The following is a 25137-nucleotide window of genomic DNA, read 5'->3' on the forward strand; positions in this document are numbered from 1 at the left end:
TTTCCCATTTCATGGGAGAGGGGAGAACACCTTCGGCGGCGCAGTTCCGCTCCGCGCTTACTGCTCGAGCTTGATGTTCTGCACCTTGACCAGGTTCTTCATCTTGTCGAACTCCTTCTTGATCTCCGCCGCGTGCTGCGCCGGCGAGTTGCCCGACGGCTCGGCGCCGGCGGTGCGCAGGCGCTGCTGGAAGTCCTTGTCCTGCAGGGCCTTGACGGCGGCCTCGTTGAGCTTCTTGATGACGTCGTCGGGCGTGCCGGCCGGCGCCACCAGGCCGTACCACGCCGGGTCGTTCGGCTCCTTCAGGCCCATCTCGCCGAAGGTCGGCACGTCGGGCAGCGAGTCCAGGCGCTTGTTCCACGCCACCACGATCGCGCGCAGCTTGCCGGCCTTGATGTAGGGCATCGACGACGGCAGGTTGTCCACCATGATCGGCACCTGGCCGGCCAGCACGTCGTTCAGCGCGGGGCCCGCGCCGCGGTACGGGATATGGACCATGAAGGTCTTGGTCGAGACCTTGAACTGCTCGCCCAGCATGTGGCCGAACGCGCAGGTGCCGGACGTGGCGAACGAGTACTTGCCCGGGTTGGCCTTGAGCACCGCGAGGAATTCCTGGTAGTTCTTGGCCGGGAAGTTCGGGTTGACCGCGATCACGTTGGCCACGTTGGCCAGGTTGGTGATGGGCTTGAAGTCCTTGATCGGGTCGTAGGACAGCTTGGGGTTGCAGGCGGGGTTGACCGCCATCGTCGACACCGTGGAGATGCCGATGGTGTAGCCGTCGGGCGCGGCCTTGGCGATGGCGTCGGCGCCGATCGAGCCGCCCCCGCCGGCGCGGTTTTCCACCACCACGGGCTGGCCCAGGATGCGGCTCATCTGGTCGGCCGCGCCGCGCCCGACGATGTCGGTGGTGCCGCCCGGGGCGAACGGGATGATCAGCCGGATCGGCTTGGTCGGAAAGCTTTGCGCCTGCGCGACCGACGCGGCGGCGGCCAGGCCGAGGGCCAGTGCAATCTTGCTCTTGTGCATGAGATCGTGTCTCCCATCAAAGACCGGGCGGGGATGTCCGCCCAAGGTGAAGAACGCCGGCCAGGCGCCCGCGGTGGCGGGCGCGGCGAGGCCGGCGGCGTGAGTTCTGGCGGGCGGGCCGTGCGCTGCGGCCCGCGTCTCGCCGGTCAGCCGCCCAGGAGGCCGCGCTTGAGGTCCCGGTCGACCGGATGGTCGCCCAGGAAGATGCGCAGCACCGCCTGGTAGAAATCCTCGCCCGGGATCGGCTTGCCGCGCGGGGTGCCGTTGATGGCCACCACGGTGCCGCCGTCGGGCGAGAAGTCGAAATCGATCACGTCGCCCTTGCGGGCCGTGCCCATCTGTTCCATCGTCCGGTGCAGCAGCAGCAGGCGTTCGGACAGCCGCCGCACCTGCATCTCGCTGTGGTTCTCGCGGATGCCCTCGTCCAGCGCCTTGATGAAGCTGTCCGCGCCGACCTCGCGCAGCGGCCGGATCTGCAGGCGCTTGGGGCCCGGCGCGCCCAGCACCACGGTGGCGTTGCGGGCCTTCTCGGGCAGGTAGAGCGCGGCCACGTAGCCCTTGATGACGAACACCGAGCGCAGGCCCATGCCGTTGAGCTGCAGCTCCTTGCCGCCGACCCGGGTCGCGTCGTCGATGCGCATGCCCTCGATCTCGCCGGCGCGGGCGTGCCCGCCAGGCAGGGACAGGGCCGCGGCCGCGCTCGCGATGAGCGCCAGCTGGCAGGCGCGGCGCGGCAACGGCGCGCGCGCGGACGGGGTACGACGGGGCAGCATGAAGGACAGGCGGAACGACGGAACGTGTCATATTGAGGGATTTCTGCAACAATACCTATCGGTATCGGCCCTAGTCCGCACTTTGTTGCACTTTGCCGAAATTGCGCTACGCGAGGCAGTTTCCGCAGATAAGACAAATAAAACAAAGAAAGCAGTTAAAACAAACGAGACAATGTCTTTTGCCTTGCTGTTGGTGCCGGATTTCAGCCTGATCCTGATCGGCTGGCTGCTGGTGCGCTATACGCCGTTCGACCGCGCGTTCTGGGCCGGCGTCGAGCGCCTGGTGTATTTCGTCCTGTTCCCGGCGCTGCTGCTGCAGTCCACCAACAGCGCGAAGTTCGATTTTTCCTCCACCTCGGCCATGCTCGGCCTGGCCCTGGCGACCACCGCGTTCGGCATGGCCGGCGGCTACGCCGTCAAGTGGGTGCTGCGGCCCGCGCCGGTCGATTTCGCCTCCGGCCTGCAGACCGCCTTCCGCTTCAATTCCTACATCGCGCTGGCGCTGGCCGCGCGCCTGGGCGGCGGCGAGGGCCTCGCCATGATGGCGGTGATCGTCGGCTGCACGGTGCCGCTGTGCAACGTGGTGGCGGTGTGGGCGCTGGCGCGCCACGGCGACGCGCGCGTGTGGCGCGAGCTGGCGCGCAACCCGCTGATTCTGGCCACCGCGGGCGGCCTGCTGACCAACCTGCTCGGCCTGCATCCGCCCGAGGTGCTGGCGATGACGCTGAACCGGCTCGGCTCGGCCTCGACCGCGCTGGGGCTGATGACCGTGGGCGCCGGCCTGCAGATGAGCGGCGCCACCGGCGCGGCCGGGCCGATGGCGTGGTGGAGCGGGGTCAAGCTGGTGGCGATGCCGTGCTTCGCGTGGCTGCTGGCGCGGCTGCTGCCGCTGACCGAGCTGCAGGCGCAGATCGTGGTGCTGTACGCCTCGCTGCCGACCGCCTCGAGCACCTACATCCTGGCCGTGCGCATGGGCGGCAACGGGCCGATGGTGGCGGCCACCATCTCGGTCATGACCGTGGTGGCCATCGTCACCACGCCGTTCTGGCTGGCCGTGGTCAGCTAGCGCGCGCGGCTAGCGTGGACGGCGCCGGCGCGGCCCGCCGGCGGCTTCGGTCCGATCCGGCATGCTCAAGCGGGTTTCAGTCCGCGGCGCAGGCCGGCGCCGCGGCGCCCACTTCCTGCGCCAGCGCCCAGTCGATGTGCTCGCGCACCAGCGGGCTGGCCGTGGCCTGGCGCGCGCCGAGCGCGGCGCGGATGCGCGCGGCCAGCGCCGCGTCGCCGCGCTCGCAGGCCGCGCGCAGGCCATTGCCGAGCCCCACCGCGAGGTTGCGCAGCCAGCGCTCGTGGCCGATGCGGCGGATCGGGCTGCCTTCCAGGCGCTGGCTGAATTCCGCCTCGGTCCAGCCGAACAGCGCCGCCATGTCGGGCGCGTCGAAGCCGTTGCGCACGTCGAAGTCCAGCAGCGTGGCGCGGTGGGCGAACTTGTTCCACGGGCACGCGAGCTGGCAGTCGTCGCAGCCGTACACGCGGTTGCCCAGCGGCGCACGCAGCGGCTCGGGGATGGCGCCCTTGTGCTCGATGGTCAGGTAGGAAATGCAGCGGCGCGCGTCGAGCCGGTAGGGCGCGAGGATGGCCTGCGTGGGGCAGATGTCGATGCAGCGGCGGCAGTTGCCGCAATGGGCTTCGGCCGGCGGGTCGGCCGGGAACGGCACGTCGACCAGGATCTCGCCGAGGAAGAACATCGAGCCGCCCTCGCGGTCGAGCAGCAGCGTGTGCTTGCCGCGCCAGCCCAGGCCGCCCTGCGTGGCCAGCGCGACCTCCATCACCGGCGCCGAATCGGTAAACACGCGGTAGCCGAACGGGCCGATGGCGGCCTCGATGCGGCTGGCCAGCTGCTGCAGGCGGCTGCGCAGCACCTTGTGATAGTCGCGTCCGCGCGCATAGAGCGAGACCACCGCGGTGGCGGGGTCGTCGAGCCGGGCCAGTTCGCGCGTGCGCCAGTCGTCGGCGCCGGCGGCCGGCAGGTAGGGCATGCGGGCCACGATCGCGCGCACGGTGCCGGGCACCAGTTCCGCGGGGCGGGCGCGCCGCGGGCCGTGGTTCGCCATATAATCCATGTCGCCGTGGTAGCCCTGCGCCAGCCACGCCATCAACCCCGCTTCCGCCCGGCTCAGGTCCACGTCGGCGATGCTGACCGCGTCGAAGCCCAGCTCCGCGCCCCACGCCCGGATCGAGCGCACCAGCGTAGCCAGGCCGGCGCCGCCGCTGGCAGGAAGGGGTGAGGTGGCGGGCGCGCCGGTGGCTCGGTCGATCATTCCCGAATTGTACGCAATGCCCCTGCTCGAAGAACGCACCCTGACCCTGCCCGACGAAGCCGCCACCGCGCGGCTCGGCGCGGCGCTGGCCGGCGCCGTGCGCGTGCTGCCGCCGCAAACCGTGCACGTGCAGCTCTCGGGCGATCTCGGCGCGGGCAAGACCACGCTGTCGCGCGCGATCCTGCGCGCGCTCGGCCACCCGGGCAAGGTCCGCAGCCCGACCTACACGCTGTGCGAGCCGTACCAGGTCGCGCGCGCCGACGGCTCGCCGCTGACCGTCTACCACTTCGACCTGTACCGCTTCGCCGACCCGGAGGAATGGGCCGATGCCGGTTTTCGCGACTGCTTTGCCGAACCCGCCCTCAACCTGGTCGAATGGCCGGAGAAGGCCGGCCGCCTGCTCGGGGAACCGGACCTTCATCTGTTGCTCCAATCGGACACGGGCGACGCCGACGATGCCGCGGAGCGCCGGACGGTCACGCTTCGTGCCTATACTCAAATTGGACTTACCCTGCTTTGCGCATGCTGATCAAGCGACTCGCCACCGACCGCCCCGATGAACTGCTGCTGGCCCGCCGCAAATGGCTGGCGCAGTGCCTCAAGGCCGGCGCCGGCACCGTGGTGCTGACGCTGGCGGGACCGCAGATCGCCTTCGGCGCCGGCATCGTCGCCGTGCGGGTCTGGCCCGCCGAGGAATACACCCGCGTCACCATCGAGTCCGACGCGCCGCTGGCCGCGGTGCACCAGATGGTGCACGGCCCCGACCGCCTCGTGGTGGACATCGACGGCCTCGACCTGTCGCCCACGCTGCGCGAGCTGGTGGCCAAGATCACCTCCAACGACCCGTACATCCAGACCGTGCGCGTGGGCCAGAACCGGCCGCGCGTGGTGCGGCTGGTGTTCGACCTGAAGGAAGACGTCTCGCCGCAGGTGTTCACGCTGGCGCCGATCGGCAACTACCGCAACCGCCTGGTGTTCGACCTCTACCCGGTCAACCCGCCCGACCCGCTGTGGAAGCTGGTGCGCGACACCGAGGACAAGCAGCGCCGCTTCGCCGCGGCGCAGCCGCCGGCCGGCGCGGACCGCGCCGACACCGTCTCCGGCGCGCCCGCCACCGGCGAGGAAGACGCCATCGGCGCGCTGGTGCGCCGGTTCGAGGACAAGGGCGCCAACCCGGTGCCGGCCATGCCGCCGATGGCCGCGATCCGGCCCCGGCCGCCCGCGCCCCAGGCAGCGCCGTCCGCCCAGTCCGCGCCGCCGCTGGCGCAGAACAGCGCGCCGCCGGCGCTGCCCGCCAACAATCCGCCCGTCGACCGCCCGTTCAAGATGCGCCGCCTGCTGACGGTGGCCATCGACCCGGGCCACGGCGGCGAGGACCCGGGCGCCACCGGCGCGGCCGGCTCGCGCGAGAAGGACGTGGTGCTGCAGATCGCGCATCGCCTGCGCGCCAAGATCGACGCGCAGCCCAACATGCGCGCCATGATGACGCGCGACGCGGACTTCTTCGTGCCGCTCAACGTGCGCGTGCAGAAGGCGCGCCGCGTGCAGGCCGACCTGTTCGTGTCGATCCACGCCGATGCCTTCCTGTCGCCGGAGGCCAAGGGCGCGTCGGTGTTCGCGCTGTCCGAGCGCGGCGCCTCGAGCAGCGCCGCGCGCTGGATGGCCAACAAGGAAAACGCCTCCGACCTGATCGGCGGCGCCAACATGGGCAACAAGGACGCCCAGGTCGCGCGCGTGCTGCTGGACCTGTCGACCACCGCGCAGATCAACGACAGCCTGCAGGTCGGCAAGGCCGTGCTGTCGGAGATCGGCGGCATCAACCGCCTGCACAAGGGCAGCGTGGAGCAGGCCGGCTTCGCCGTGCTGAAGGCGCCGGACATCCCCTCGATCCTGGTCGAGACCGCTTTCATCAGCAACCCGGAGGAGGAGCGCAAGCTCAACGACGAAGCCCACCAGGAGCAACTGGCCAACGCCATCCTGCGCGGCATCCGCAACTACTTCGCGCGCAATCCGCCGCTGTCGAAGAACCCGTCGGTGTAAGGCGGCGTCCCCCCGGAAAGCAGAACGGCCGGCAAATGCCGGCCGTTCTGCATCGAGCGCGGTGCTTACGCGCGCGCGGTGGCCGTGCCGGGCAGCGTGTCGCGGTTGGCGTAGCGCGAGGCGATCACCGAGCAGACGATCAGCTGCAACTGGTGGTAGACCATCAGCGGCAGCACCAGCAGGCCCAGCGCCGGGTGGCCGGCGAACAGGATCTTGGCCATCGGGATGCCGTTGGCCAGGCTCTTCTTGGAGCCGCAGAACACCGCCGTGATCTCGTCTTCCACCGAGAAGCCGAGGCGGCGCGCGGTGAAGGTGGTGGTGGCCAGGATCACCAGCAGCAGCACGGCGGCCAGCGCCATCACCGCGCCGATGGTCTCCCAGCTGTACTTGTGCCAGAGGCCGGCGGCGGTGGCGTCGCAGAACGAGGAATACACGATCAGCACGATCACGCCGCGGTCGATCTTGTTGGTGATCTGCTTGTTCTTGACCAGCCAGTTGCCGATCAGCGGGCGGGCCGCCTGGCCCAGCGCGAACGGCAGCAGCAGTTGCAGCGCCACGCCCATGAGCGCCTTGCCCAGCGGCATGGAGGCGCCGCTGGCGCTGATCACCAGCCCCATCAGCAGCGGCGTGGCGGCCATGCCGATCAGCCCGGAGATGGTGGCGTTGAAGATCGCGCCGGGCACGTTGCCGCGCGCCATCGAGGTCATGGCCACCGACGACGACACCGTGGACGGCAGCGCGCACAGGTAGAACACGCCCAGCAGCAGCTCGGCGGGCAGCATATGGCGCAGGCCGAACATCAGCGCCAGGCCGACCACCGGGAACACGATATAGGTGAAGCTCTGCACGAAGGCGTGCAGGCGCCAGTGGCGCGCGCCGGCCACCAGCCGGTCGCGCGACAGCGCCGCGCCGTGCAGGAAGAACACCAGCGCCACGCCTAGGTTGGTGACGATGCCGAGGTGCAGCGGACCGTCGCCGGCGCCGATCTGGGGCGCCAGCAGCGAGATGCCGATGGCGGAGAGCATGATGAGGACGAAGCCGTCGATCAAGTCGTAGAGTTTCTTGAACGGTGAGAGGATGGCGGACATGACAGCAGGTTGGATTAGGGTTTCGCCTAGTATTGGACGCTACGCCAGCCTAGAATGCAAATTCATTTATCGCATCCATTGATCTCATAGACGCATGAATTACACCTTGCGCCAGTTGCGCGTCTTTCTCGCCGTGGTCGGGCATGGCAGTTTCAGCCGCGCCGCCGATGCCGTGGGGCTGACCCAGCCCGCCGTGAGCCGCGGCGTGGCGGAGCTGGAAGAGGCACTTGGCGTGCGCCTGCTCGACCGCACCACGCGCGAGGTGCTCGTCACCGAGGCGGGGCAGGCGCTGGCGCCGGCCATCGAGCGGCTGCTCGGCCAGCTCGACGACACGCTGGAAGAGACGCGCCAGCTGGGCGAGCGCTATCGCGGCCGCGTTGTGATTGCCAGCGCACCCACGATCTCGGCGCGGCTGATGCCGCTCTACGTCTCCACCTGCGCGCGCCAGTATCCGGACATCCGCCTGAGCGTGCGCGACAACGTGCAGGCCGACGGGCTGGAGCAGATCCGCGCCGGCGCGGTGGATTTCGGCGTGCTGATCGACCCGCTCGCTCGCGAGGGGTTGACCATCGCGCCGCTGGCCACCGACCCGTTCTGCTTCGTGTGCCGGCGCGACCATCCGCTGGCCGGCGCCGAGTCGGTGCCGTGGCGCGCGCTGGACGGCATGCCGCTGGTGCTGCTGGATTTCGCCTCGGGCAGCCGGCCGCTGATCGACCGCATCTTCGCCAGCCACGGCGTGACGCCGAGCGTGGTGCAGGAGCTCGGCCACTCGGCCAGCGTGTTCGGCATGGTCGAGGCCGGTATCGGCGCCTCGGTGCTGCCGTCGTTCTCGCTGCCGCTGCCGGCCGCCTCGCCGCTGGTGTGGCGCCCGCTCACGCCTCGCGAGGAGCGGCGCATCGTCATGGTGTGCCGCGAGGACCGCTCGCTGTCGCCGTCGGCGGCGGCGGTCTGGCAGATGGTGCGCAGCCTGCCGCTGCCGGCCGAGCCGGCCATGCCGTAGGCGCCGCGGACGCTCAGGCGCGCGCCGCCGTCACCATCACCGCCTCCAGCGCGAAGCTGCCGTCGGCCTGCACCAGATAGTGGTCGCGGACTTCCGCCGGCGCCAGCTGCCACAGGTGGCGGATGGCGGCCACCGCCACCTCGGGCGTGCGCATGCGCTGCACCCAGGTGGCGAACTCCAGTTCGATGCGCCACACCGGCGACACGCTGGCCGCGAAGCCGGCCGCCGCCAGCATCGCCAGCCACGCGCGGCCGGTGTAGTCGCGGATATGGGACGGATCGCGCAGCAGCTCCACCGATTGCAGCCAGGTGTCGAGCAGCGGGTCTTCGGAGCCCGCGATGTCGATCAGTACCACCTTGCCGCCCGGCTTGAGCACGCGGTGCATTTCCGCCAGCGCAGCCGGCACGTTGCGCCAATGGTGGGCGCTCATGCGCGAGATCACGGCGTCGAAGCCGGCATCGGCGAACGGCAGCACTTCCGCGGCACCCTGGCGCGTGACGATGTTGCCCAGGCCCTTGTCGCGCGCGGCCGCCTCCACCACGGCCAGCATCTCGGCCGACAGATCGTAAGCCGTCACTTCGGCCGCGACCTTCGCCGCCGCGAAGCTGGCGTGGCCGGCGCCGCAGCCCAGGTCGAGCACGCGGGCGTCCGGGATGCCGGACAGCGCCTGCGCGAGCTGCTGGAGGTCGGCGCCCTGGGCGTGGACCGCGCTGGTGAGGTAGGCGCTGGCCGTCGCGCCGAACTGGGCGGCGACGAGTTCTTGTTGCTGCATATGGCTCTCCTGGCGGCACGCGCCGCCGGTGGGTTCTGGTGAGGGGACGGGGCGGCGGGGGACTTGCCCGCCCGCCGGCTTCGACGTACTGTAGCAGCCTGTTTTCCCGGTACAAGTCACCGTTTTATCCTGGTATAAAACGCACCAGTTTTCGCCGCTGGGCAGGCCGGGAGCCACCGCCCGCCCATTGCACATGACCGACGCCGCGCCCCTTGCCGCCACCGCTGCCCCGAACGACACCCCCAGTGAGCACGAACTGACCCGCGAAGCCGTGCTCGGCCGTTTCCTGCGCGCGCACCGCGAGCGGCTGGCGCCGGCCGAGGTCGGCCTCGCGCCGGGCCGCCGGCGGCGCACGCCGGGCCTGCGGCGCGAGGAACTGGCGCAACTGGCGGGGTTGAGCGCGACCTGGGTGACGTGGCTGGAGCAGGGCCGCCCGGTGGCGCTGTCCGCGCGCGCGCTGGCCGGGCTGGCCGGCGCGCTGCGGCTGTCGCGCGCCGAGCGCGCCTACCTGTTCGAGCTGGCGGGCCGGCGCGACCCGATGCAGGCGCAGGACGGCCACGTGCCGGCCACCGTGATGGCGAGCGTGGAAGCGATCGCCGGGCCGGCCTACCTGCTCGACCGGCAATGGAACGCGCTGGCGTGGAACGCGGCGGCGGCGGACCTGTTCGTGGGCTGGCTCGACGGCGCCAGCAGCGAGCGCAATCTGCTGCGCAGCATGTTCCTGTCGCCGGGCCTGCAGGCGCTGGTGGAAGACTGGCCGCACCGGGCGGCGCGGCTGGTGGCGGAATTCCGCGCGCACAGCATCCGCCATGCCGAGGACCCGCCCACGCGCGCGCTGGTCGAGGGTCTGCTGGCCGAGAGCCCGGCCTTCCGCGCCGACTGGCTGTCGCAGGACGTGGAGGAGCGCCAGGGCGGCCGGCGCGGCTTTCGCCATCCGCGGCGCGGGCTGCTGCATTTCGAGCAGCTCACGCTGGTGCCGGCGGCCGCGCCGGGGCTGACGCTGGTGATGCTGATGCCGGCGCAGCGCGCCGGCGGCTGAGCTTACTTGGGCTGCATGCGGATGGCGCCGTCCAGGCGGATCACCTCGCCGTTGAGCATGGTGTTGCCGATGATGGCGGCGACCATCTTGGCGTATTCGGCCGGGCGGCCCAGGCGCGGCGGGAACGGCACCATCCGGCCGAGCGCGTCCTGCACTTCCTGCGGCATGCCCAGCAGCATCGGCGTCTCGAAGATGCCCGGCGCGATGGTCATGCAGCGCACGCCGTCGCGCGACAGGTCGCGCGCGATGGCCAGGGTCATGGCCACCACGCCGCCCTTGGAGGCGGCGTAGGCGGCCTGGCCGATCTGCCCGTCGAAGGCCGCCACCGAGGCGGTGTTGACGATCACGCCGCGCTCGCCCTCGGCGTCGGGCGTGTTCTGCACCATCGCCGCGGCGGCCAGCCGGATCATGTTGAAGGTGCCGATCAGGTTGACGCGGATGGTCTTGTCGAACGCATCGAGCGGGTGCGGGCCGTTCTTGCCGACGGTCTTGCCGGCGGTGGCGATGCCGGCGCAGTTGACCAGCCCGGCCAGGCGGCCCAGCGCCGTGGCGGCGGCCACCACCGCCTGGCCGTCGGTCTCGCTGGTGACGTCGCAGCGCACGAAGCGCCCGCCCAGCTCGGCCGCCAGCGCCGCGCCGGCGGCCTCGTTGAGGTCGGCGATCACCACCTTGCCGCCCGCCGCGGCCAGCATGCGGGCGCTGCCCTCGCCCAGGCCCGACGCGCCGCCGGTGACGATGAATACGTTGTCGCGGATTTCCATCTTTGTCTCTCTCCTTTGATTTCGGGATGCTCGTTTCGGGATGCTTGCCCCGGGATGCGGGTATGCCGGACCGGTGCTGCCGTTGGATCGGCATGTTGGCATAACGTTTACGTAAACGTCAATCAATGGCCGATCAGCGCGGGCGGCTTCCGCCCCGGTCCCAAAACGAAAAAAGCGGCCCGAAGGCCGCCTTTCGCGTGCGCCGCGCGGCGTTGCCGCCGCGGTCGCTGATTCAAATGCCGCTTACTTCAACGCGCCGAACACGCGCGCCGTGATGTCTTCCACGCTGCCCACGCCCGCGATCTTGCGGTACTGCGGCGGCGCGACCTTGGCGCTGGCGTCGCCCTCGGTGGCCCACCTGGAGTAGTAGTCCACCAGCGGACGGGTCTGCTGGGAATAGACGTCCAGGCGCTTCTTGACGGTTTCTTCCTTGTCGTCCTCGCGCTGGATCAGCGGCTCGCCGGTGACGTCGTCCAGGCCCTCGGCCTTGGGCGGGTTGTACTTGACGTGGTAGGTGCGGCCCGACGCCACGTGCACGCGGCGTCCGCTCATGCGCTCGATGATGGCATCGAACGGCACGTCGATTTCCAGCACGAAATCGATCGCCACGCCCGCTTCCTTCATGGCCTCGGCCTGCGGGATGGTGCGCGGGAAGCCGTCGAACAGGTAGCCGCCCTTGCAGTCGGCCGCCTGCAGGCGGTCCTTGACCAGGCCGATGATGATGTCGTCCGACACCAGGCCGCCTGCGTCCATCACCTTCTTGGCCGCCACGCCGAGCGGCGTGCCCGCCTTCACCGCGGCGCGCAGCATGTCGCCGGTGGAGATTTGCGGAATGCCGAACTTCTCGCAGATGAACTGGGCTTGCGTGCCTTTGCCGGCGCCGGGCGCGCCCAACAGGATCAAACGCATTTACGGGTCCTCAGAGTTTTGAATCTGGTAAGGCGGGGGATGGAAGGAGGGTAACGCCGAAACTTGACGCGAGGCTTACCGCGCCGCGGGGGCGGCGCGCCTCGGATCGGAGTCTGGTCTGTCGACGGCCGGCATGCCGCGGCTCGCTGCCGATGGCGGCGACCCGGATACCGGACGGGCTCACTCTTTTCATCTCCCCACCGAGCCTTGGCCGGGCGTCTGAACGCCCGACGGCTCTGTATCGTCAAGCATTATGCCATGAGGCGGCGTAAAACCGGCTTGCCGGCACGGTGACAACTGTCATGACAGCCGTGCCGGTGATGCGCGCGCGCACCGCGGCACCGCGCGCCGGGGTGGCGTCAGGGGCCTTCCTGCGCCATGCCTCGTGCCCACAGCGCGCGCACGCGCTCCAGGTCGGCCGGCGTGTCGACGCCCGGCGCGGGCGCGGCGGTGGTCTGCAGCACGCCGATGCGCTCGCCGTGCCACATCGCGCGCAACTGCTCGAGCGCCTCGGTCTGTTCCAGCGGCGCCGCCGCCAGCGTGGGAAAGCGCCGCAGGAACGCCGCGCGGTAGGCGTACAGGCCGATGTGGCGCAGCACCGGCATGTCCGGCAGCGCCGCCTGCGGGTCGGCCGCGGGCCGGGCCGGCACGCCGGCCCAGGCGTCGCGCGCCCACGGGATCGGCGCGCGCGAGAAATACAGCGCGCGGCCGGCCGCGTCGCACACCACCTTCACCACGTTGGGGTTGAAGACCTCGGCGATCGCGCCGATCGGGTGGGCGGCGGTGGCGATGGCGCAGTCGGCGTGGCGCGCCAGGTGCAGCGCCACTTCGTCGATCAGGCCCGGCTCGATCAGCGGCTCGTCGCCCTGCACGTTGACCACGATGGCGTCGTCGGCCAGGCCCAGCAGCGTAGCCACCTCGGCCAGGCGGTCGGTGCCGGACGGGTGGTCGGCGCGCGTGAGCACCGCCTCGATGCCGTGCGCGGCGCAGGCCGCGGCGACCTCGGCGGCGTCGGTGGCGACCACCGTGCGCTGCGCCGAGCTGGCGTGGGCGCGCTCGGCCACGCGCACGATCATGGGCTTGCCGCCGATGTCGGCCAGCGGCTTGTCGGGCAGGCGGGTCGAGGCCAGGCGCGCCGGGATGACCACGGTAAAGGCGGGCAGGGACATGATGCGGGCTCGGTATGCGTGGGTCAGTCCGGCGAGACCAGGCGGCCCGGCACGGTCTGGCGGGCCTCGTCGGCCAGCATCACGGGGATGCCGTCGCGGATCGGGTAGGCCAGCTTGTCGACCTGGCAGATCAGTTCCTGGGCGGCGCGGTCGTATTCCAGCTTGCTCTTGCACAGCGGGCAGACCAGGATTTCAAGCAGCCGGTTGTCCATCTCGGGTTTCCTTGGTGTGGCCGGCCGCGGCCGCGGCGCCCGCCGCGCCGGGCGCGGACTGGGCGTGCGCGGCGACGGCGCGGCGAATCTTGTCGATCAGGCCCGCGTCGATCACGGGCAGGGTGGGGACGACCCAGATCCGCGGATCGAGCGGGTCGCTCAGGCGCTCGCATTTTACGGCATCCTTCTCGGTGATCAGGATGGCGTCGGCGGCGCGCGCGACGGGATCGTCGGCGAACGGGTCTTCGGCGAAGTCGTAGTGGTCCGGCAGCGGCATGGTGTCGGGTTGCAGGCCGGCGCCGCGCAGGCTGGCGAAGAAGCGCTCGGGGTTGCCGATGCCGGCCGCGGCCAGCACGCGCTGCCCGGCGAACGCCGACAGCGGCCTGGCCAGGGCCGGATCGGCCAACTGCCAGGCGTCCTGCAGCTCCAGGCGCATGCCGTAGACGTCCGGCCGCGCGGGGCTGGCGCGGAAGTCCGGGTCGTTGATGAGGGTGGCGTCGCGCTGGCGCGAGAGCGGCTCGCGCAGCGGGCCGGCCGGCAGCAGGAAGCCGTTGCCGCCCATGCGCGTGTCGAACATCACGATCTCGAAGTCGCGCTGGAGCTTGTAGTGCTGCAGGCCGTCGTCGAGCAGCAGCACGTTGACGCCGGGGTGCGACACCAGCATGGTCTGCGCGCACAGCGCGCGGTCGGGGAAGACCCACACCGGCACGTCGGCCGCGCGCGCGATCAGCAGCGGCTCGTCGCCGACGTCGCGCGCCTCCGAGGTCGGCTTGACCCGGCGCGGGTGCTTCAGCGTGACGCCATAGCCGCGCGAGACCACGCCCGGGCGCAGGCCGGCCTCGGCCAGCGCGTGCGCGAGCGCGATCACGGCCGGCGTCTTGCCGGTGCCGCCCACGGTCACGTTGCCCACCACCACCACCGGCATCGGCAGGCGCGTGGACTTGTACCAGCCGCGCCGGTAGGCCAGCCGGCGCCAGCCGCTGACCAGGCCGAAGAGCCACGAAAGCGGCAGCATCAGCCAGGCGAACCAGCCGCGGCGCTGCCACTGGGCGGTCACGAAGTCGGCGAGGGCGTGGCGGGGAGCGGGCATGGGCGTCGGGGGGAGGGGTCTGGGGAAGCGTCGGGGGGCGTCAGGAAAGCGTCAGGAAAGCGGCGGACGGTGGCGAAGGATACGGGAACGCGCCGGGAACGGCGCGCAACGAGCGGGGCAACTGCGGCAGCCGGCCGGTGTGGGGCCGGGCGCGGCAAGGCCGCCTTATCTGACCATTATGGGCACCTTCCGGCGCCCGCGGCAAGCCGGGGCTTGCCGTGCGCCGCGACGAGCTCTGGCGTTGCCTCAGCGCGCCTGCGAGCTCTGCGTGGCGAAGGTCAGGCGCGGAAGGCCGGCCAGGCGCGCCGCTTCCATCACGTTGATGACCGACTGGTGGCTGGCCTGCGCGTCGGCGTTGACGATCAGCACGGGCGGCTGGCCTTCGCCGCCGCCGGCCACCTCGCGCAGGCGCGCGGCCAGGCTGGTCACGTCCTGCTGCTCCATGACCTGCTTGTTGACGGCGTAGACGCCCTTGGCCGAGACCGACACCACGATCTCGCCCGGGCGCTGCTGGGCCTTCTCGGCGTCGGCGGTCGGCAACTGGATCTGCAGCTCGGTGTAGCGCGAATACGTGGTCGTGATCATCAGGAAGATCAGGATCACGAGCAGCACGTCGATCAGCGGGATCAGGTTGATCTCCGGCTCTTCGCGCCGCTGGCGGGAACGGAAGTGCATGGCGGGAGTCAGGCGCGGCGCTGCGGCAGGATGGCGTCGAGGAACGCCGTGGCGCGGAATTCCAGCTCGGCCACATAGTCGTCCACGCGGCGGCGGAAATAGCGCCAGAAGATCAGCGCCGGAATCGCGATGATCAGGCCGAAGGCGGTGTTGTACAGCGCCACCGAGATGCCGTGCGCGAGCTGCTCGGGGCTGGCGCCGGCGCCGCCCTGGCTGCCGAAGATCTCGATCATGCCGATCACCGTGCCCAGCAGGCCCATCAGCGGCGCCACCGAGGCGATGGTGCCGAGCGCGTTGAGATAGCGCTCCAGCTCGTGCGCCACCGCGCGGCCGGCTTCTTCGACCACTTCCTTGGCGGCGTCGCGCGAGGTGTGGGGCTGCAGCACGACGTGGCGCAGGCCGGCCGCCAGCACGCGGCCCAGCGGCGAGTTCTGCTCCAGGGTGCTCACCACCTCGGGCGTGGCGCGGCGCTGGTGCGCCACCGTCAGCGCTTCCTCGTACAGCTTGGGCGGCAGCACCTTGCTGCGCTTGAGGCTCAGGAAGCGCTCGACGATCAGCGCCAGGGCGATGACCGAGGCGATCAGCAAGGGCCAGATCGGCCAGCCGGCCGCTTGAATGATGGAAAACACGTGGAACCCCGAAATTCGACGGCTTGTCTGCACGCCAGCCGCCGCAGCCGCACGCGCGCTGGCTCTGTATTGAAAAATCAGGCGCCACTCTAACCCGCGGCATGGCGGCGCGGCAAGACGCCATGCCGCGGTGTCTCGGCGGCGCATCGCCGCGCCGCGCGGGATGTCCACACAGGACAGGGACAGCGTTGTGGATGGATTGTGGACAGCTATCTGACAAGCCGCTCAACGTCTTGATTCGAAAGGGAAAACAATCGCCAGCCTAAAAAACGGGCAGCGCGCCTGTGACGCCGGCGGCCCGCCGGCGCCGCGCCGGCACGCGCGGCCAGGTTTCGGGCTGTCCACATAAAGGCAGGACAGTGTTGTGGAGCGGTTGTGGACAGTTGCCTGAAAACACAGCTAAGTCATTGATTCGGCAGCGGCTTCCCGTGTCTGCTCAAAAAACGGGCAGAGAGAGCCCGGCAGCACTTGGGCGCGCCGTCAGGGGGAGGAATCCGAAAAACTTCCGCCATGTCGACCGCTTTCCACATTCGTCCGGGACAGTCTTGTGGACGGGTTGTGGACAACCGCCGGAGAAGCGGGCTAAGCCATTGATAACAAAGGCCGGAATCCGGCGTGCCCAAAAAACGGGCAGCAACCGGGCAGGCCGGTTTCCGGGGTGCCCGGCGCGATTCCGGCTGAATATGGTTCCGGCAGCACTTTTGATGGTCTTTACATCGTGTTTACGGTTTACCCACAGCCGGCGGACCGGCGGCCGCCAATCTATCCACAGGCACGGGCCTTCTGGCAAGGTTGTCCAGAGTTCCTGTGGATAACTTTGTGAACAAGCCGGGGGCGCAGCCGGTAAGTCGTTGACGCATAAGGGGTTTGCTTACATTGCTCAAAAAATAAGACAGCAGAAACCACATAAGAATCAAAGGCTTGTGTCAAGTCATGCGGCTTTGCGGGTCGACGGGCCGCCCCCCGCCAAGAGACTTGACAGAGCGGTTATGCTGTGGACATGTCAATTCCACGCCGCATGCCCGGCTGCGCCCATGTCTGAATCGCTGAACTTTTCGCGTGAACCCCAGCCTGCGGCGCCCGCGGGCGGCCGCGAAGCCATCCCCGTCGGCGAACTCAACCACGCCATTTCCCAGGTGCTCGAACGCAATTTCCCGCTGCTCTGGGTAAGGGGAGAAATCTCCAATTTCACCCGCGCCGCCAGCGGGCACTGGTACTTTTCGCTCAAGGACGCGCGCGCGCAGATCCGCTGCGTGATGTTCCGCGGGCGCAACCAGCATGTCGGGTTCGTGCCGCGCGAGGGCGAGGCGGTGGAAGTCCGGGCGCTGGTGTCGATGTACGAGGCGCGCGGCGAGTTGCAGCTCGGCGTGGAAGCCATGCGCCGCGCGGGCCTCGGCAATCTCTACGAAGCCTTCCTGCGCCTGAAAGAGAAACTCGCGCAGGCCGGCCTGTTCGCGCCCGAGCGCAAGCGCCCGGTGCCGGCCCATCCGCGCGCCATCGGCGTGGTGACGTCGCTGCAGGCCGCCGCGCTGCGCGACGTGCTCAGCACCCTGCGCCGGCGCGCGCCGCACGTGCCGGTGGTGGTCTATCCGGTGCCGGTGCAGGGCGCGGGCGCCGCCGAGAAGATCGCCGCGATGATCGACACCGCCAGCGCGCGCAACGAATGCGACGTGCTGATCCTGTGCCGCGGCGGCGGCAGCATCGAAGACCTGTGGTCGTTCAACGAGGAATGCGTGGCGCAGGCCATCGCGCGCTGCGCCGTGCCGCTGGTGTCGGGCGTGGGCCACGAGACCGATTTCACCATCGCCGATTTTGTCGCCGACGTGCGCGCGCCCACCCCCACCGGCGCCGCCGAGCTGGTCAGCCCCGACCGCGCCCACATGCTGATGCAGGCCCTGCGCGCGCGCAACGCGCTGGCCCAGTGCATGCAGCGCCAGCTCGACCGCCGCGCCCAGGGCCTGGACTGGCTGGCGCGCCGCCTGCGCAGCCCGCAGGCGCAGTTGCAGGAGCGCCGCCTGCAGGTCGACAACCTGATGCGGCACCTGCGCAGCGCGCTGCGCGACACCGTGGCCGCGCGCCGCCACCAGCAGCAGGTGCTGGCCATGCGCTGGGCCGCCGGCCGCCCCGACCTGGCGGCGGCCCAGGCCGAACTGCGCCGCGTCGCGCTGCGCATGGGCGACGCCGCGCGCCGCCAGCACGAGCGCGCCGGGCAGCGCTGGCAGCGCGCCGCCGGCGCGCTGGAACTGCTGGCGCCGCAGCGCACGCTCGAGCGCGGCTACGCCGTGCTGCTCGACCAGCGCGGCCACGCGCTGCGCTCGCCGGCCGAGCTGCGCGCCGGCACCACCATCGAGATCCACCTGGCTGAAGGCGTGGCCGACGCCGGCATCGCCAGCGTCCAGCCGCGCCTGGGCGAGGTGTAGCGCAGGCAGGCCGCGGCGGCCTTCGCGGGCGTCGGCGGCCCACCGACAGCGAACGCATATCGATGAACCTAATATGTTCGAGGGGGCTTTGTTTCCCGCGTTTGCGCGGGTCTGGCAAGTCCCCTACAATCGACATCTCCCGTCCTTCAACCCCACAGAGACAAAACAATGGAACATACTCTCCCCCCGCTGCCCTACGCGCATGATGCGCTCGCTCCGCACATCTCCAAGGAGACCCTGGAGTTCCATCACGACAAGCACCACCAGACCTACGTCACCAACCTGAACAACCTGATCAAGGGCACCGAGTTCGAGAACTCGACCCTCGAGGAAATCGTCAAGAAGTCCTCCGGCGGCATCTTCAACAACGCCGCCCAGGTGTGGAACCACACCTTCTACTGGGACTCGCTCAAGCCCAACGGCGGCGGCCAGCCGACCGGCGCGCTGGCGGCTGCCATCAACGCCAAGTGGGGCTCGTTCGACAAGTTCAAGGAAGAATTCACCAAGACCGCGGTCGGCACCTTCGGCTCGGGCTGGGCCTGGCTGGTCAAGAAGGCCGACGGCTCGCTGGACCTGGTCTCGACCTCCAACGCCGCCACCCCGCTGACCACCGACGCCAAGCCGCTGCTGACCTGCGACGTGTGGGAACACGCCTACTACATCGACTACCGCAATGCCCGCCCGAAGTACGTCGAGGCATTCTGGAACGTGGTGAACTGGGACTTCGCCGGCAAGAACTTCGCGGGCTGAGCGCCTGCCGTGGCGTGAATCCGGACAGCGGCGCCGCGCCGGGAAAGCCCGGCCGCGCCGCCCGAAGCCCGGGTGCCGCCATGCTTCGAAAGAAAGCCCTCCAGTCGTGAGGGCTTTCTTTTTGCCTGCGCGCCGGGAATAAAAAAGGCCCTCGATTCCGAGGGCCTTGCATCCGCGCGCATCGCCGCCTTACTGCGCCGTCCAGCCCCCGTCGGCCACCCAGGCCGCGCCGCGGATCTCGCTGCCGAACGGCGAGCACAGCATCAGCGCGAGGTTGCCGAGCTGCGCGGGCGTGACGAACTGGCCCGACGGCTGCTTTTCATCGAGCAGGCGCGCCTGCGCCGCGGCCGGCGTCAGGCCCTCGCGCGCGGCGAGGTCGTCGATCTGCTTCTGCACCAGCGGCGTCAGCACGAAGCCCGGGCAGATCGCGTTGCAGGTCACGCCGGTGCGCGCGGTCTCGAGCGCAGTGACCTTGGTCAGGCCGACCAGGCCGTGCTTGGCCGCCACGTAGGCGGACTTGCCGGCCGAGCCGACCAGGCCGTGCACCGAGGCGATGTTGATGATGCGGCCCCAGTCGCGCGCGCGCATGCCGGGCAGCGCGCAGCGCGTGGTGTGGAAGCCCGAGGTCAGGTTGATGGCGATGATGTCGTCCCACTTCTGCGGCGGGAAGGCCTCGACCGGCGCGACGTGCTGGATGCCGGCGTTGTTGACGAGAATGTCCACGGCGCCGAAGCGCGTGCCGGCCGCGGCGAACATCGCCTCGATCTCGTCGGCCTTGCGCATGTCGGCCGGGTGGTGCTCGGCCTGCGCGCCGGTGGCGCGGATGGCGGCCAGGGCCGCGTCGATGTCGCCGAAGCCGTTGAGCATGATGTTGGCGCCGGCCTGCGCCAGCACCTCGGCAATGCCTAGGCCGATGCCGCTCGTCGAGCCGGTGATCAGCGCCGTCTTTCCTTTCAGGTCTGTCATGGGATTTGCGTGTATGCGTGGGGATTTCGCCCGCGCGTCATGTCCGCGCGGGCGGCTTTCGTGCCGGGCTCAGACCAGGCCGGTGAGATAAAAGACCGCGATGACGAAGAATACCGCGAGCGTCTTGATGACGGTGACGGCGAAGATGTCGCGGTACGACTCGCGGTGGGTCAGTCCGGTCACGGCCAGCAGGGTGATGACGGCGCCGTTGTGCGGCAGCGTGTCCATGCCGCCGCTGGCCATCGCCACCACGCGGTGCAGCACGTCGAGCGGAATGCCGGCGGCCTGCGCGCCCTGGATGAAGGTGTCGGACATGGCGGCCAGCGCGATGCTCATGCCGCCCGAGGCCGAGCCGGTGATGCCGGCCAGCGTGCTGACCGAGACCGCGGCGTTGACCAGCGGGTTGGGGATGCTCTTGAGCGCGTCGCTGACCACCAGGAAGCCCGGCAGCGCGGCGATCACGCCGCCGAAGCCGTATTCCGAGGCGGTGTTGAGCGAGGCCAGCAGCGCGCCGGCGACGGCGGCCTTGCTGCCTTCGGCGAAGCGCTGGCGCACGGTGCCGAACGCGGTCAGCACCACGACCACGATGCCCAGCAGCAGGGCGCCTTCGACGGCCCAGATGGCCGTGACCGAGGCGGTCGGGATCGAGACCGGCTTGGCCAGCCCCGGCAGCGAGAGCGAACTGGTGGCGCCGTACCATTGCGGGATCAGGCGGGTCAGCGCGAAGTTCGCCACGCCCACCAGCACCAGCGGCGCGATGGCCAGCACGGGGTTGGGCAGGTGCGTGGTGGCCACCGGCTCCGGCTCGTTCACCAGCGAGGTGCCGTAGCCTTCGCCGCGCGCCACCGCCGCGCGGCGGCGCCATTCGAGGTACGCCAGGCCCACCGCGATGATGAACAGCGCGCCGAGCACGCCGAGCGCGGGCGCGGCCCACGCGGTGGTCTTGAAGAACGTGGTCGGGATGATGTTCTGGATCTGCGGCGTGCCGGGCAGCGAATCCATCGTGAACGAGAACGCGCCGAGCGCGATCGCGCCGGGCATCAGCCGCTTGGGAATGTTGCTCTGGCGATAGAGCTCGGCGGCGAACGGATAGACCGCGAACACCACCACGAACAGCGACACCCCGCCGTAGGTCAGCAGCGCGCACACCGCCACGATCACGGCGTTGGCGCGCGCGCTGCCGATGTAGCGGATCGCGGCGGCGACGATCGAGCGCGAGTATCCGGACAGCTCGATGACCTTGCCGAACACCGCGCCGAGCAGGAACACGGGGAAGTACAGCTTGACGAAGCCCACCATCTTTTCCATGAAGATGCCGGTGAAGGCGGGCGCGACCGCGGACGGATCGGTGAGCAGCACGGCGCCGAGGGCGGCCAGCGGCGCGAACAGGATGACGCTGTAGCCCCGGTAAGCGGCGAACATCAGGAATGCAAGGGCTGCAATGACTACGACAAACGACATGAGGTCTCCGCGAGGATCTTATTGATTTGAGCGCGCGCCCACGGCCGGGAAACCGGGCGCGCGCACGGCGACGGTCCCGCCCGCGGCAAGGGCCGCGCGGCGGGCGCCGCATGCCTTTGCACGGACCATGCCAGTGCGGGAAGTGGCTGACGAGCCATAAACCCGCGAAGAAGGTGGACGGAAAGGCATGACGAAATCTCGAATCGTGGAATCCGGAGGGCGGATGTCCGTGCCACGCCGCGCCACAGTCTCGAATATGAGAAACTTTGTCTCAATGTGGAGACAAAAAGCAAAGACGATGGCAACGACGGAGACGATGGAAACACTGAGCGAGATCGGCGACAGCGCGCTGGGCAACTACGATTCCGTGGCCCGCCGCGCGATGGAGTCGCTGTTCCGCACCTTCGAGAATTTCAGCGAGGGCACGATCGTGGTGGACGCGCAGGGCCGCGTGGTGTGGATCAACAAGCGCTATGCCGCGCGCTTCGGTTTCGCCGACCCGCGCGACGCCATCGGCCTGGATTGCGAGCGCGTCATCCCCAACAGCCTGATGCGCGAGGTGGTGGCGACCGGCAAGCCGATCCTGCTCGACATCCTCGAGACCGGGCGCGAGCCGATGATCGTGATGCGCCTGCCGATCAAGGACGGCGACGGCAACACCGTGGGCGCGGTCGGCTTCGCGCTGTTCGACGAGCTCAAGTCGCTCACGCCGCTGTTCCTGCACTACTCGCGCGTGCGCGAGGAGCTGGTCGCCACGCGCCGCACGCTGGAACAGGCGCGCCGCGCCAAGTACACCTTCGCCAGCTTCGTCGGCACCTGCGCGGCCACGCTGGAGGTCAAGCGGCAGGCGCGCCGCGCCGCGCTGGCCGACGCGCCGGTGCTGCTGCTGGGCGAGACCGGCACCGGCAAGGAACTGCTGGCGCATGCCATCCACGCCGCCTCGGCGCGCGCCGAGCGGCCGCTGGTCACGGTCAACGTGGCGGCCATCCCGGAAGCGCTGCTGGAAGTGGAGTTCTTCGGCGCCGCGCCGGGCGCCTATACCGGCGTCGACCGCAAGGGCCGCATGGGCAAGTTCGAGCTGGCCGACGGCGGCACGCTGCTGCTCGACGAGGTCGGGGACATGCCGCTGATGCTGCAGAGCAAGCTGCTGCGCGCGCTGCAGGACAAGGAGTTCGAGCCGCTCGGCTCCAACCGCATCATCCGCTCCGACGTGCGCATCATCGCCGCCACCTCGGCCGACCTGCCGGCGCTGGTGGCCGCGGGCAAGTTCCGCGCGGACCTGTATTACCGGCTCAACGTGCTGCCGGTCTACCTGCCGCCGCTGCGCCGGCGCCAGCCGGACCTGGTGCCGCTGACCTACGCGCTGCTCGAGGAAATCTGCGCGCGCGCCGGGCGCGACGCGCCGGTGCTGTCCGACGCGGCGCTGGCGCTGCTGGCCGGGCATGACTGGCCGGGCAACGTGCGCGAGCTGCGCAACGCTCTGGAGCGGCTGGTGATGATGCACGACGCCGACGATGCCGACGCGCAGGTGCTCGCCTCGCTGCTCGGCCGCGAGCCGGCGCCGCCCGCCGCGCCGGTCCCGGCGGAACCGGCGCCGGCAGCATCGTCCACATCGTCCGCATCGCTCGCATTGCCGGCTTCCCCGGCCGCGCGGGACTTGCCGGCCGCGCCGCCGGCAGCCGCGCCGGCCGGTTACGCCGCCGCGATGGCGCGCTTCGAGGCGGACTACCTGATGCAGGCGCTGGCCACGTGGCCGCGCATGGCGGCCACGTGGCCAGCGCCGCCGGCAGCATCGGCCTGAGCCGCGCCGCTTTCTACAAGAAGCTGACCGCGCACCGGCAGGCCGGGCTGCTGCCGCCCGAGGCCGCCGCCGCGCCCGCGGCCGGCGGCCGGGAAGGCTAGCGCGATCGGGGCTGGTGCCGGCCGCCCGCCGCCGCCTTGCGGAATCGTTCGCGCCGGCGCTTAAACCGTATATACTGTTTATATCGTTTTCGTTTCGTGAAAGAATCTGGATGCATTCCCCCATCGTCAAGGCGCCGACCGACACAACCTTCTACTTCCCCATGAGCATGGATACTCCCGGCAAGCAGGCAGCAACGTCCCCCCGCAAGGCCCGCAAGACCTCCGCCAAGGCGGCTCCGGCCGAGGCCGCGCAGGCCGCGGCAAAAGCGCCGAAGGCAGCGAAGGCCGCCAAGGTGGAGAAAGCGGAAAAAGCCGTGAAGCCGGCCAAGGCGCCGAAGGCGGCCAAGCCCGCCAAGGCACCCAGGGCCGACAGCCCGGCCAAGCCCGCCGAAGCCGCCAAGGCCCCTGCCCCGGTGGCGGCCAGGCCGGAAGAAAAGGCCCGCCGCGCGAAGAAGGAAAAAGTGGTGCGCGACAGCTTCACCATGCCGAAGTCGGAATACGGCCAGCTCGACGCGCTCAAGGAGCGCTGCCTCGGCGCCGGCGTCGCCGCGAAGAAGAGCGAGCTGCTGCGCGCGGGCCTGATCCTGCTTGCCGGCCTCGACGACCAGCAACTGCTGGCCGCGGTCGCGGGCCTGGAAGCGGTCAAGACCGGGCGTCCCGCCAAGGCCTGATTCTTGACGCCGGCCGCCCGACGCCGGCCGCCCAAGGCCTGACCCGGCGCCGGGCGGCCGCGCCTACCTGACCAGCGCCAGCACGTCGCGAAAGCGCGCGTGCCGGCTGCTGCGCATCCACTCGAAGGCCGCCATCTCCACCGTCACCACGGCCGCGCCGGCCTGCCGCAGGCGCTCGGCCGCGGCGGCGTGGCTGGCCGGCTGGCGCGAGCCGGCCGCGTCGGTGACGAGGCTCACGCCGTAGCCGCGCCGCAGCAGGCCCATCGCGGTCTGCAGCACGCACACATGGGCTTCGCAGCCGGCGATCGCCACGGTCTTGCGCCCGGCGGGCAGGGCCTCGGCGAGGCCGTCCTCGCAGCCGTCGAAATGATCCTTGGCCACGGTCAGCCCGCACAGTTGCCGGATCTCCGCGAGATTCTGGCCCAGGCTGGCCGGGCTCTGCTCGGTGCCGATCACCGGCACGCCGAGCATGCCGGCGATGCGGGCGAGCCGCGCGCATTCCCGCAGCACGCGCTCGCCGTCATGGATGGCCGGCATCAGCCGCGCCTGCAGGTCCACCAGCACCAGCACGGAATCTTCGGCGTTCAGCAGCACGTTGGTCTCCTCGGTTTGCAGCGTTGGCTTCGGCGCGGTCCGGCCGTCATGGCCGCCCGCGGGCCCGCGCCTGCCAATTTAAACGCCGCGGCCGCTGTCCACAAGCGCGTTTCCCGCGGCGGTGGCGCCCGGCGCCGGAAACCTGCCGCCAAGCCGCCCGGTGAGCGCGCGCGCCGCGCTCCTGACCGCCAGCGCCCAGGCCGGGCGCAGCCGCTCGCGCGGCATGGTCAGCGTGATGGTGCCGGCGAGCTGCCCGGCGGGGCCGAAGACGGGCGCGGCGATGCCGGCGAGTTCCGGCTCGCGGTCGCCGCAGAGCACGACGACCCGCCGCTGGCGGATGCGCCGGCCGAGCGCAGCGTCGTTCTCGCTGCCCTCGCTGCCGTAGGCCTGCAGCACGCGCCCGCCCGCGCCGCGGTCCAGCGGCAGCAGGTCTCCCACGCGGATGTGGTCGCGCACCGGCTGCGGCGAGTCGACGCGGTGCAGGCACAGCCGGTACATCCCCTGGCGCACGTGGAAGGCCGCGCTTTCCCGCGTTGCCGCGCCCAGCTGGCGCAGCACCGGCATCACCAGCGGCTCGTAGGAGAACGATTGCGTGTAGACCGTGTGCAGCCTGGCCACGCCGGGCCCCAGCGCGTAGCGGCCGTCGGCCAGCCGCGTGACGAGCTGCGCGTGCTCCAGCGAGGCCAGCAGCCGCAGGGCGGTGCTCTTGTACAGGCGCGTGCGCTGCGCGAGCGCGCTCAGCGTCAGCGCCGGCGTGTCGGCGCCGAAGGCCGACAGCAGGCACAGCGCGCGGTCGACCGCCGCCACCCCGCCGGCCGCGGCGTGCTCGTCGGCCAGCGACGCGACGGCGGCGCGCCGGGGCATGGTGCGCG

The 25137-nt window shown here is 70.5% G+C and carries 24 protein-coding genes and 1 pseudogene; 9 read left to right on the forward strand and 16 right to left on the reverse strand.

From position 1 onward, the window contains the following. Window positions 1–57: 57 nt before the first annotated feature. Complete coding sequence (locus ACWTPI_RS03950; RefSeq protein ID WP_020202157.1) at window positions 58–1026, reverse strand: tripartite tricarboxylate transporter substrate binding protein BugE; 969 nt, start codon at window positions 1024–1026, stop codon at window positions 58–60. A gap of 146 nt (window positions 1027–1172) precedes the next feature. Next, window positions 1173–1799 carry a chalcone isomerase family protein gene (locus tag ACWTPI_RS03955; protein WP_081651364.1) on the reverse strand — a complete coding sequence of 209 codons (627 nt, stop codon included), beginning with the start codon at window positions 1797–1799 and terminating at the stop codon, window positions 1173–1175. Window positions 1800–1971: 172 nt separating this feature from the next. Between ACWTPI_RS03955 and ACWTPI_RS03960 the strand changes: the two genes are divergently transcribed. Beyond that, the gene (locus ACWTPI_RS03960) at window positions 1972–2865 is read left to right on the forward strand and encodes an AEC family transporter (protein ID WP_454730988.1); all 894 of its coding nucleotides are present in this window, start codon (window positions 1972–1974) and stop codon (window positions 2863–2865) included. A gap of 76 nt (window positions 2866–2941) precedes the next feature. Here ACWTPI_RS03960 and queG read toward each other — a convergent pair whose 3' ends face one another. Continuing rightward, the gene (gene queG, locus ACWTPI_RS03965) at window positions 2942–4117 is read right to left on the reverse strand and encodes a tRNA epoxyqueuosine(34) reductase QueG (protein WP_454730989.1); all 1176 of its coding nucleotides are present in this window, start codon (window positions 4115–4117) and stop codon (window positions 2942–2944) included. A gap of 16 nt (window positions 4118–4133) precedes the next feature. On the opposite strand from queG, the gene tsaE reads away from it, so the two are divergent. Both tsaE and ACWTPI_RS03975 read left to right on the forward strand, forming a co-directional pair. Continuing rightward, window positions 4134–4646 carry a tRNA (adenosine(37)-N6)-threonylcarbamoyltransferase complex ATPase subunit type 1 TsaE gene (gene tsaE, locus ACWTPI_RS03970; RefSeq protein WP_454730990.1) on the forward strand — a complete coding sequence of 171 codons (513 nt, stop codon included), beginning with the start codon at window positions 4134–4136 and terminating at the stop codon, window positions 4644–4646. Then, window positions 4640–6157 carry an N-acetylmuramoyl-L-alanine amidase gene (locus tag ACWTPI_RS03975; protein WP_020202152.1) on the forward strand — a complete coding sequence of 506 codons (1518 nt, stop codon included), beginning with the start codon at window positions 4640–4642 and terminating at the stop codon, window positions 6155–6157. Before tsaE ends, ACWTPI_RS03975 begins: the two co-directional genes overlap by 7 nt. A 65-nt stretch (window positions 6158–6222) precedes the next feature. On the opposite strand, the gene ACWTPI_RS03980 is transcribed toward ACWTPI_RS03975, so the two are convergent. Further along, the gene (locus ACWTPI_RS03980; RefSeq protein ID WP_059410632.1) at window positions 6223–7245 is read right to left on the reverse strand and encodes a bile acid:sodium symporter family protein; all 1023 of its coding nucleotides are present in this window, start codon (window positions 7243–7245) and stop codon (window positions 6223–6225) included. Window positions 7246–7339: 94 nt separating this feature from the next. On the opposite strand from ACWTPI_RS03980, the gene ACWTPI_RS03985 reads away from it, so the two are divergent. Beyond that, a complete protein-coding gene (locus ACWTPI_RS03985; RefSeq protein WP_020423721.1) occupies window positions 7340–8245 on the forward strand; it encodes a LysR family transcriptional regulator in 906 nt (301 codons plus the stop codon). Between the two features lie 13 nt (window positions 8246–8258). On the opposite strand, the gene ACWTPI_RS03990 is transcribed toward ACWTPI_RS03985, so the two are convergent. Continuing rightward, window positions 8259–9017 carry a class I SAM-dependent methyltransferase gene (locus ACWTPI_RS03990; protein WP_454730991.1) on the reverse strand — a complete coding sequence of 253 codons (759 nt, stop codon included), beginning with the start codon at window positions 9015–9017 and terminating at the stop codon, window positions 8259–8261. Window positions 9018–9210: 193 nt separating this feature from the next. On the opposite strand from ACWTPI_RS03990, the gene ACWTPI_RS03995 reads away from it, so the two are divergent. Beyond that, on the forward strand, window positions 9211–10056 hold the full coding sequence (locus ACWTPI_RS03995) for an MmyB family transcriptional regulator (RefSeq protein WP_231586363.1): 846 nt from the start codon (window positions 9211–9213) through the stop codon (window positions 10054–10056). A gap of 2 nt (window positions 10057–10058) precedes the next feature. On the opposite strand, the gene ACWTPI_RS04000 is transcribed toward ACWTPI_RS03995, so the two are convergent. The 7 genes from ACWTPI_RS04000 to ACWTPI_RS04030 form a co-directional block, all read right to left on the reverse strand. Further along, window positions 10059–10817 (reverse strand): 3-hydroxyacyl-CoA dehydrogenase, encoded by a 759-nt coding sequence (locus ACWTPI_RS04000; RefSeq protein ID WP_454730992.1) that lies wholly within the window; start codon window positions 10815–10817, stop codon window positions 10059–10061. 243 nt (window positions 10818–11060) lie between these two features. After that, window positions 11061–11726 (reverse strand): adenylate kinase, encoded by a 666-nt coding sequence (gene adk, locus ACWTPI_RS04005; RefSeq protein ID WP_454730993.1) that lies wholly within the window; start codon window positions 11724–11726, stop codon window positions 11061–11063. A gap of 359 nt (window positions 11727–12085) precedes the next feature. After that, window positions 12086–12895 carry a 3-deoxy-manno-octulosonate cytidylyltransferase gene (gene kdsB / locus ACWTPI_RS04010; protein ID WP_454730994.1) on the reverse strand — a complete coding sequence of 270 codons (810 nt, stop codon included), beginning with the start codon at window positions 12893–12895 and terminating at the stop codon, window positions 12086–12088. 23 nt (window positions 12896–12918) lie between these two features. Continuing rightward, a complete protein-coding gene (locus ACWTPI_RS04015; protein WP_020202136.1) occupies window positions 12919–13107 on the reverse strand; it encodes a Trm112 family protein in 189 nt (62 codons plus the stop codon). Continuing rightward, window positions 13088–14197 (reverse strand): tetraacyldisaccharide 4'-kinase, encoded by a 1110-nt coding sequence (lpxK, locus tag ACWTPI_RS04020; RefSeq protein WP_454730995.1) that lies wholly within the window; start codon window positions 14195–14197, stop codon window positions 13088–13090. The genes ACWTPI_RS04015 and lpxK overlap by 20 nt, the downstream gene beginning before the upstream one ends. A 246-nt stretch (window positions 14198–14443) precedes the next feature. After that, window positions 14444–14872 (reverse strand): ExbD/TolR family protein, encoded by a 429-nt coding sequence (locus ACWTPI_RS04025; RefSeq protein ID WP_020202134.1) that lies wholly within the window; start codon window positions 14870–14872, stop codon window positions 14444–14446. An 8-nt stretch (window positions 14873–14880) separates the two neighbouring features. Next, window positions 14881–15501: a MotA/TolQ/ExbB proton channel family protein gene (locus ACWTPI_RS04030; protein WP_020202133.1), complete on the reverse strand. Its 621-nt coding sequence runs from the start codon at window positions 15499–15501 to the stop codon at window positions 14881–14883. A gap of 1034 nt (window positions 15502–16535) precedes the next feature. Between ACWTPI_RS04030 and xseA the strand changes: the two genes are divergently transcribed. Further along, complete coding sequence (gene xseA, locus ACWTPI_RS04035; RefSeq protein WP_454730996.1) at window positions 16536–17921, forward strand: exodeoxyribonuclease VII large subunit; 1386 nt, start codon at window positions 16536–16538, stop codon at window positions 17919–17921. Window positions 17922–18089: 168 nt separating this feature from the next. Next, window positions 18090–18671 (forward strand): superoxide dismutase [Fe], encoded by a 582-nt coding sequence (gene sodB, locus ACWTPI_RS04040; RefSeq protein ID WP_020202131.1) that lies wholly within the window; start codon window positions 18090–18092, stop codon window positions 18669–18671. Between the two features lie 189 nt (window positions 18672–18860). Here the strand turns inward: sodB and ACWTPI_RS04045 are convergent, their stop codons facing one another. Continuing rightward, complete coding sequence (locus tag ACWTPI_RS04045; protein WP_454730997.1) at window positions 18861–19637, reverse strand: 3-hydroxybutyrate dehydrogenase; 777 nt, start codon at window positions 19635–19637, stop codon at window positions 18861–18863. A gap of 69 nt (window positions 19638–19706) precedes the next feature. Next, entirely contained in the window at window positions 19707–21098 is a 1392-nt protein-coding gene (locus tag ACWTPI_RS04050) for a GntP family permease (RefSeq protein ID WP_029043404.1), read from the reverse strand. Window positions 21099–21396: 298 nt separating this feature from the next. Here ACWTPI_RS04050 and ACWTPI_RS04055 point away from each other — a divergent pair. Together ACWTPI_RS04055 and ACWTPI_RS04060 are read left to right on the forward strand one after the other, a co-directional pair. Then, a pseudogene (locus ACWTPI_RS04055) lies at window positions 21397–23000 on the forward strand (sigma-54 interaction domain-containing protein). A gap of 14 nt (window positions 23001–23014) precedes the next feature. Continuing rightward, window positions 23015–23671 (forward strand): hypothetical protein, encoded by a 657-nt coding sequence (locus tag ACWTPI_RS04060; protein ID WP_454730998.1) that lies wholly within the window; start codon window positions 23015–23017, stop codon window positions 23669–23671. 63 nt (window positions 23672–23734) lie between these two features. On the opposite strand, the gene ACWTPI_RS04065 is transcribed toward ACWTPI_RS04060, so the two are convergent. Both ACWTPI_RS04065 and ACWTPI_RS04070 read right to left on the reverse strand, forming a co-directional pair. Further along, window positions 23735–24265 carry an isochorismatase family protein gene (locus ACWTPI_RS04065; protein ID WP_454730999.1) on the reverse strand — a complete coding sequence of 177 codons (531 nt, stop codon included), beginning with the start codon at window positions 24263–24265 and terminating at the stop codon, window positions 23735–23737. A 78-nt stretch (window positions 24266–24343) separates the two neighbouring features. Next, a complete protein-coding gene (locus ACWTPI_RS04070; protein ID WP_454731000.1) occupies window positions 24344–25129 on the reverse strand; it encodes an IclR family transcriptional regulator in 786 nt (261 codons plus the stop codon). Window positions 25130–25137: the final 8 nt, after the last annotated feature.

It is taken from the genome of Cupriavidus ulmosensis (genome assembly GCF_977008105.1).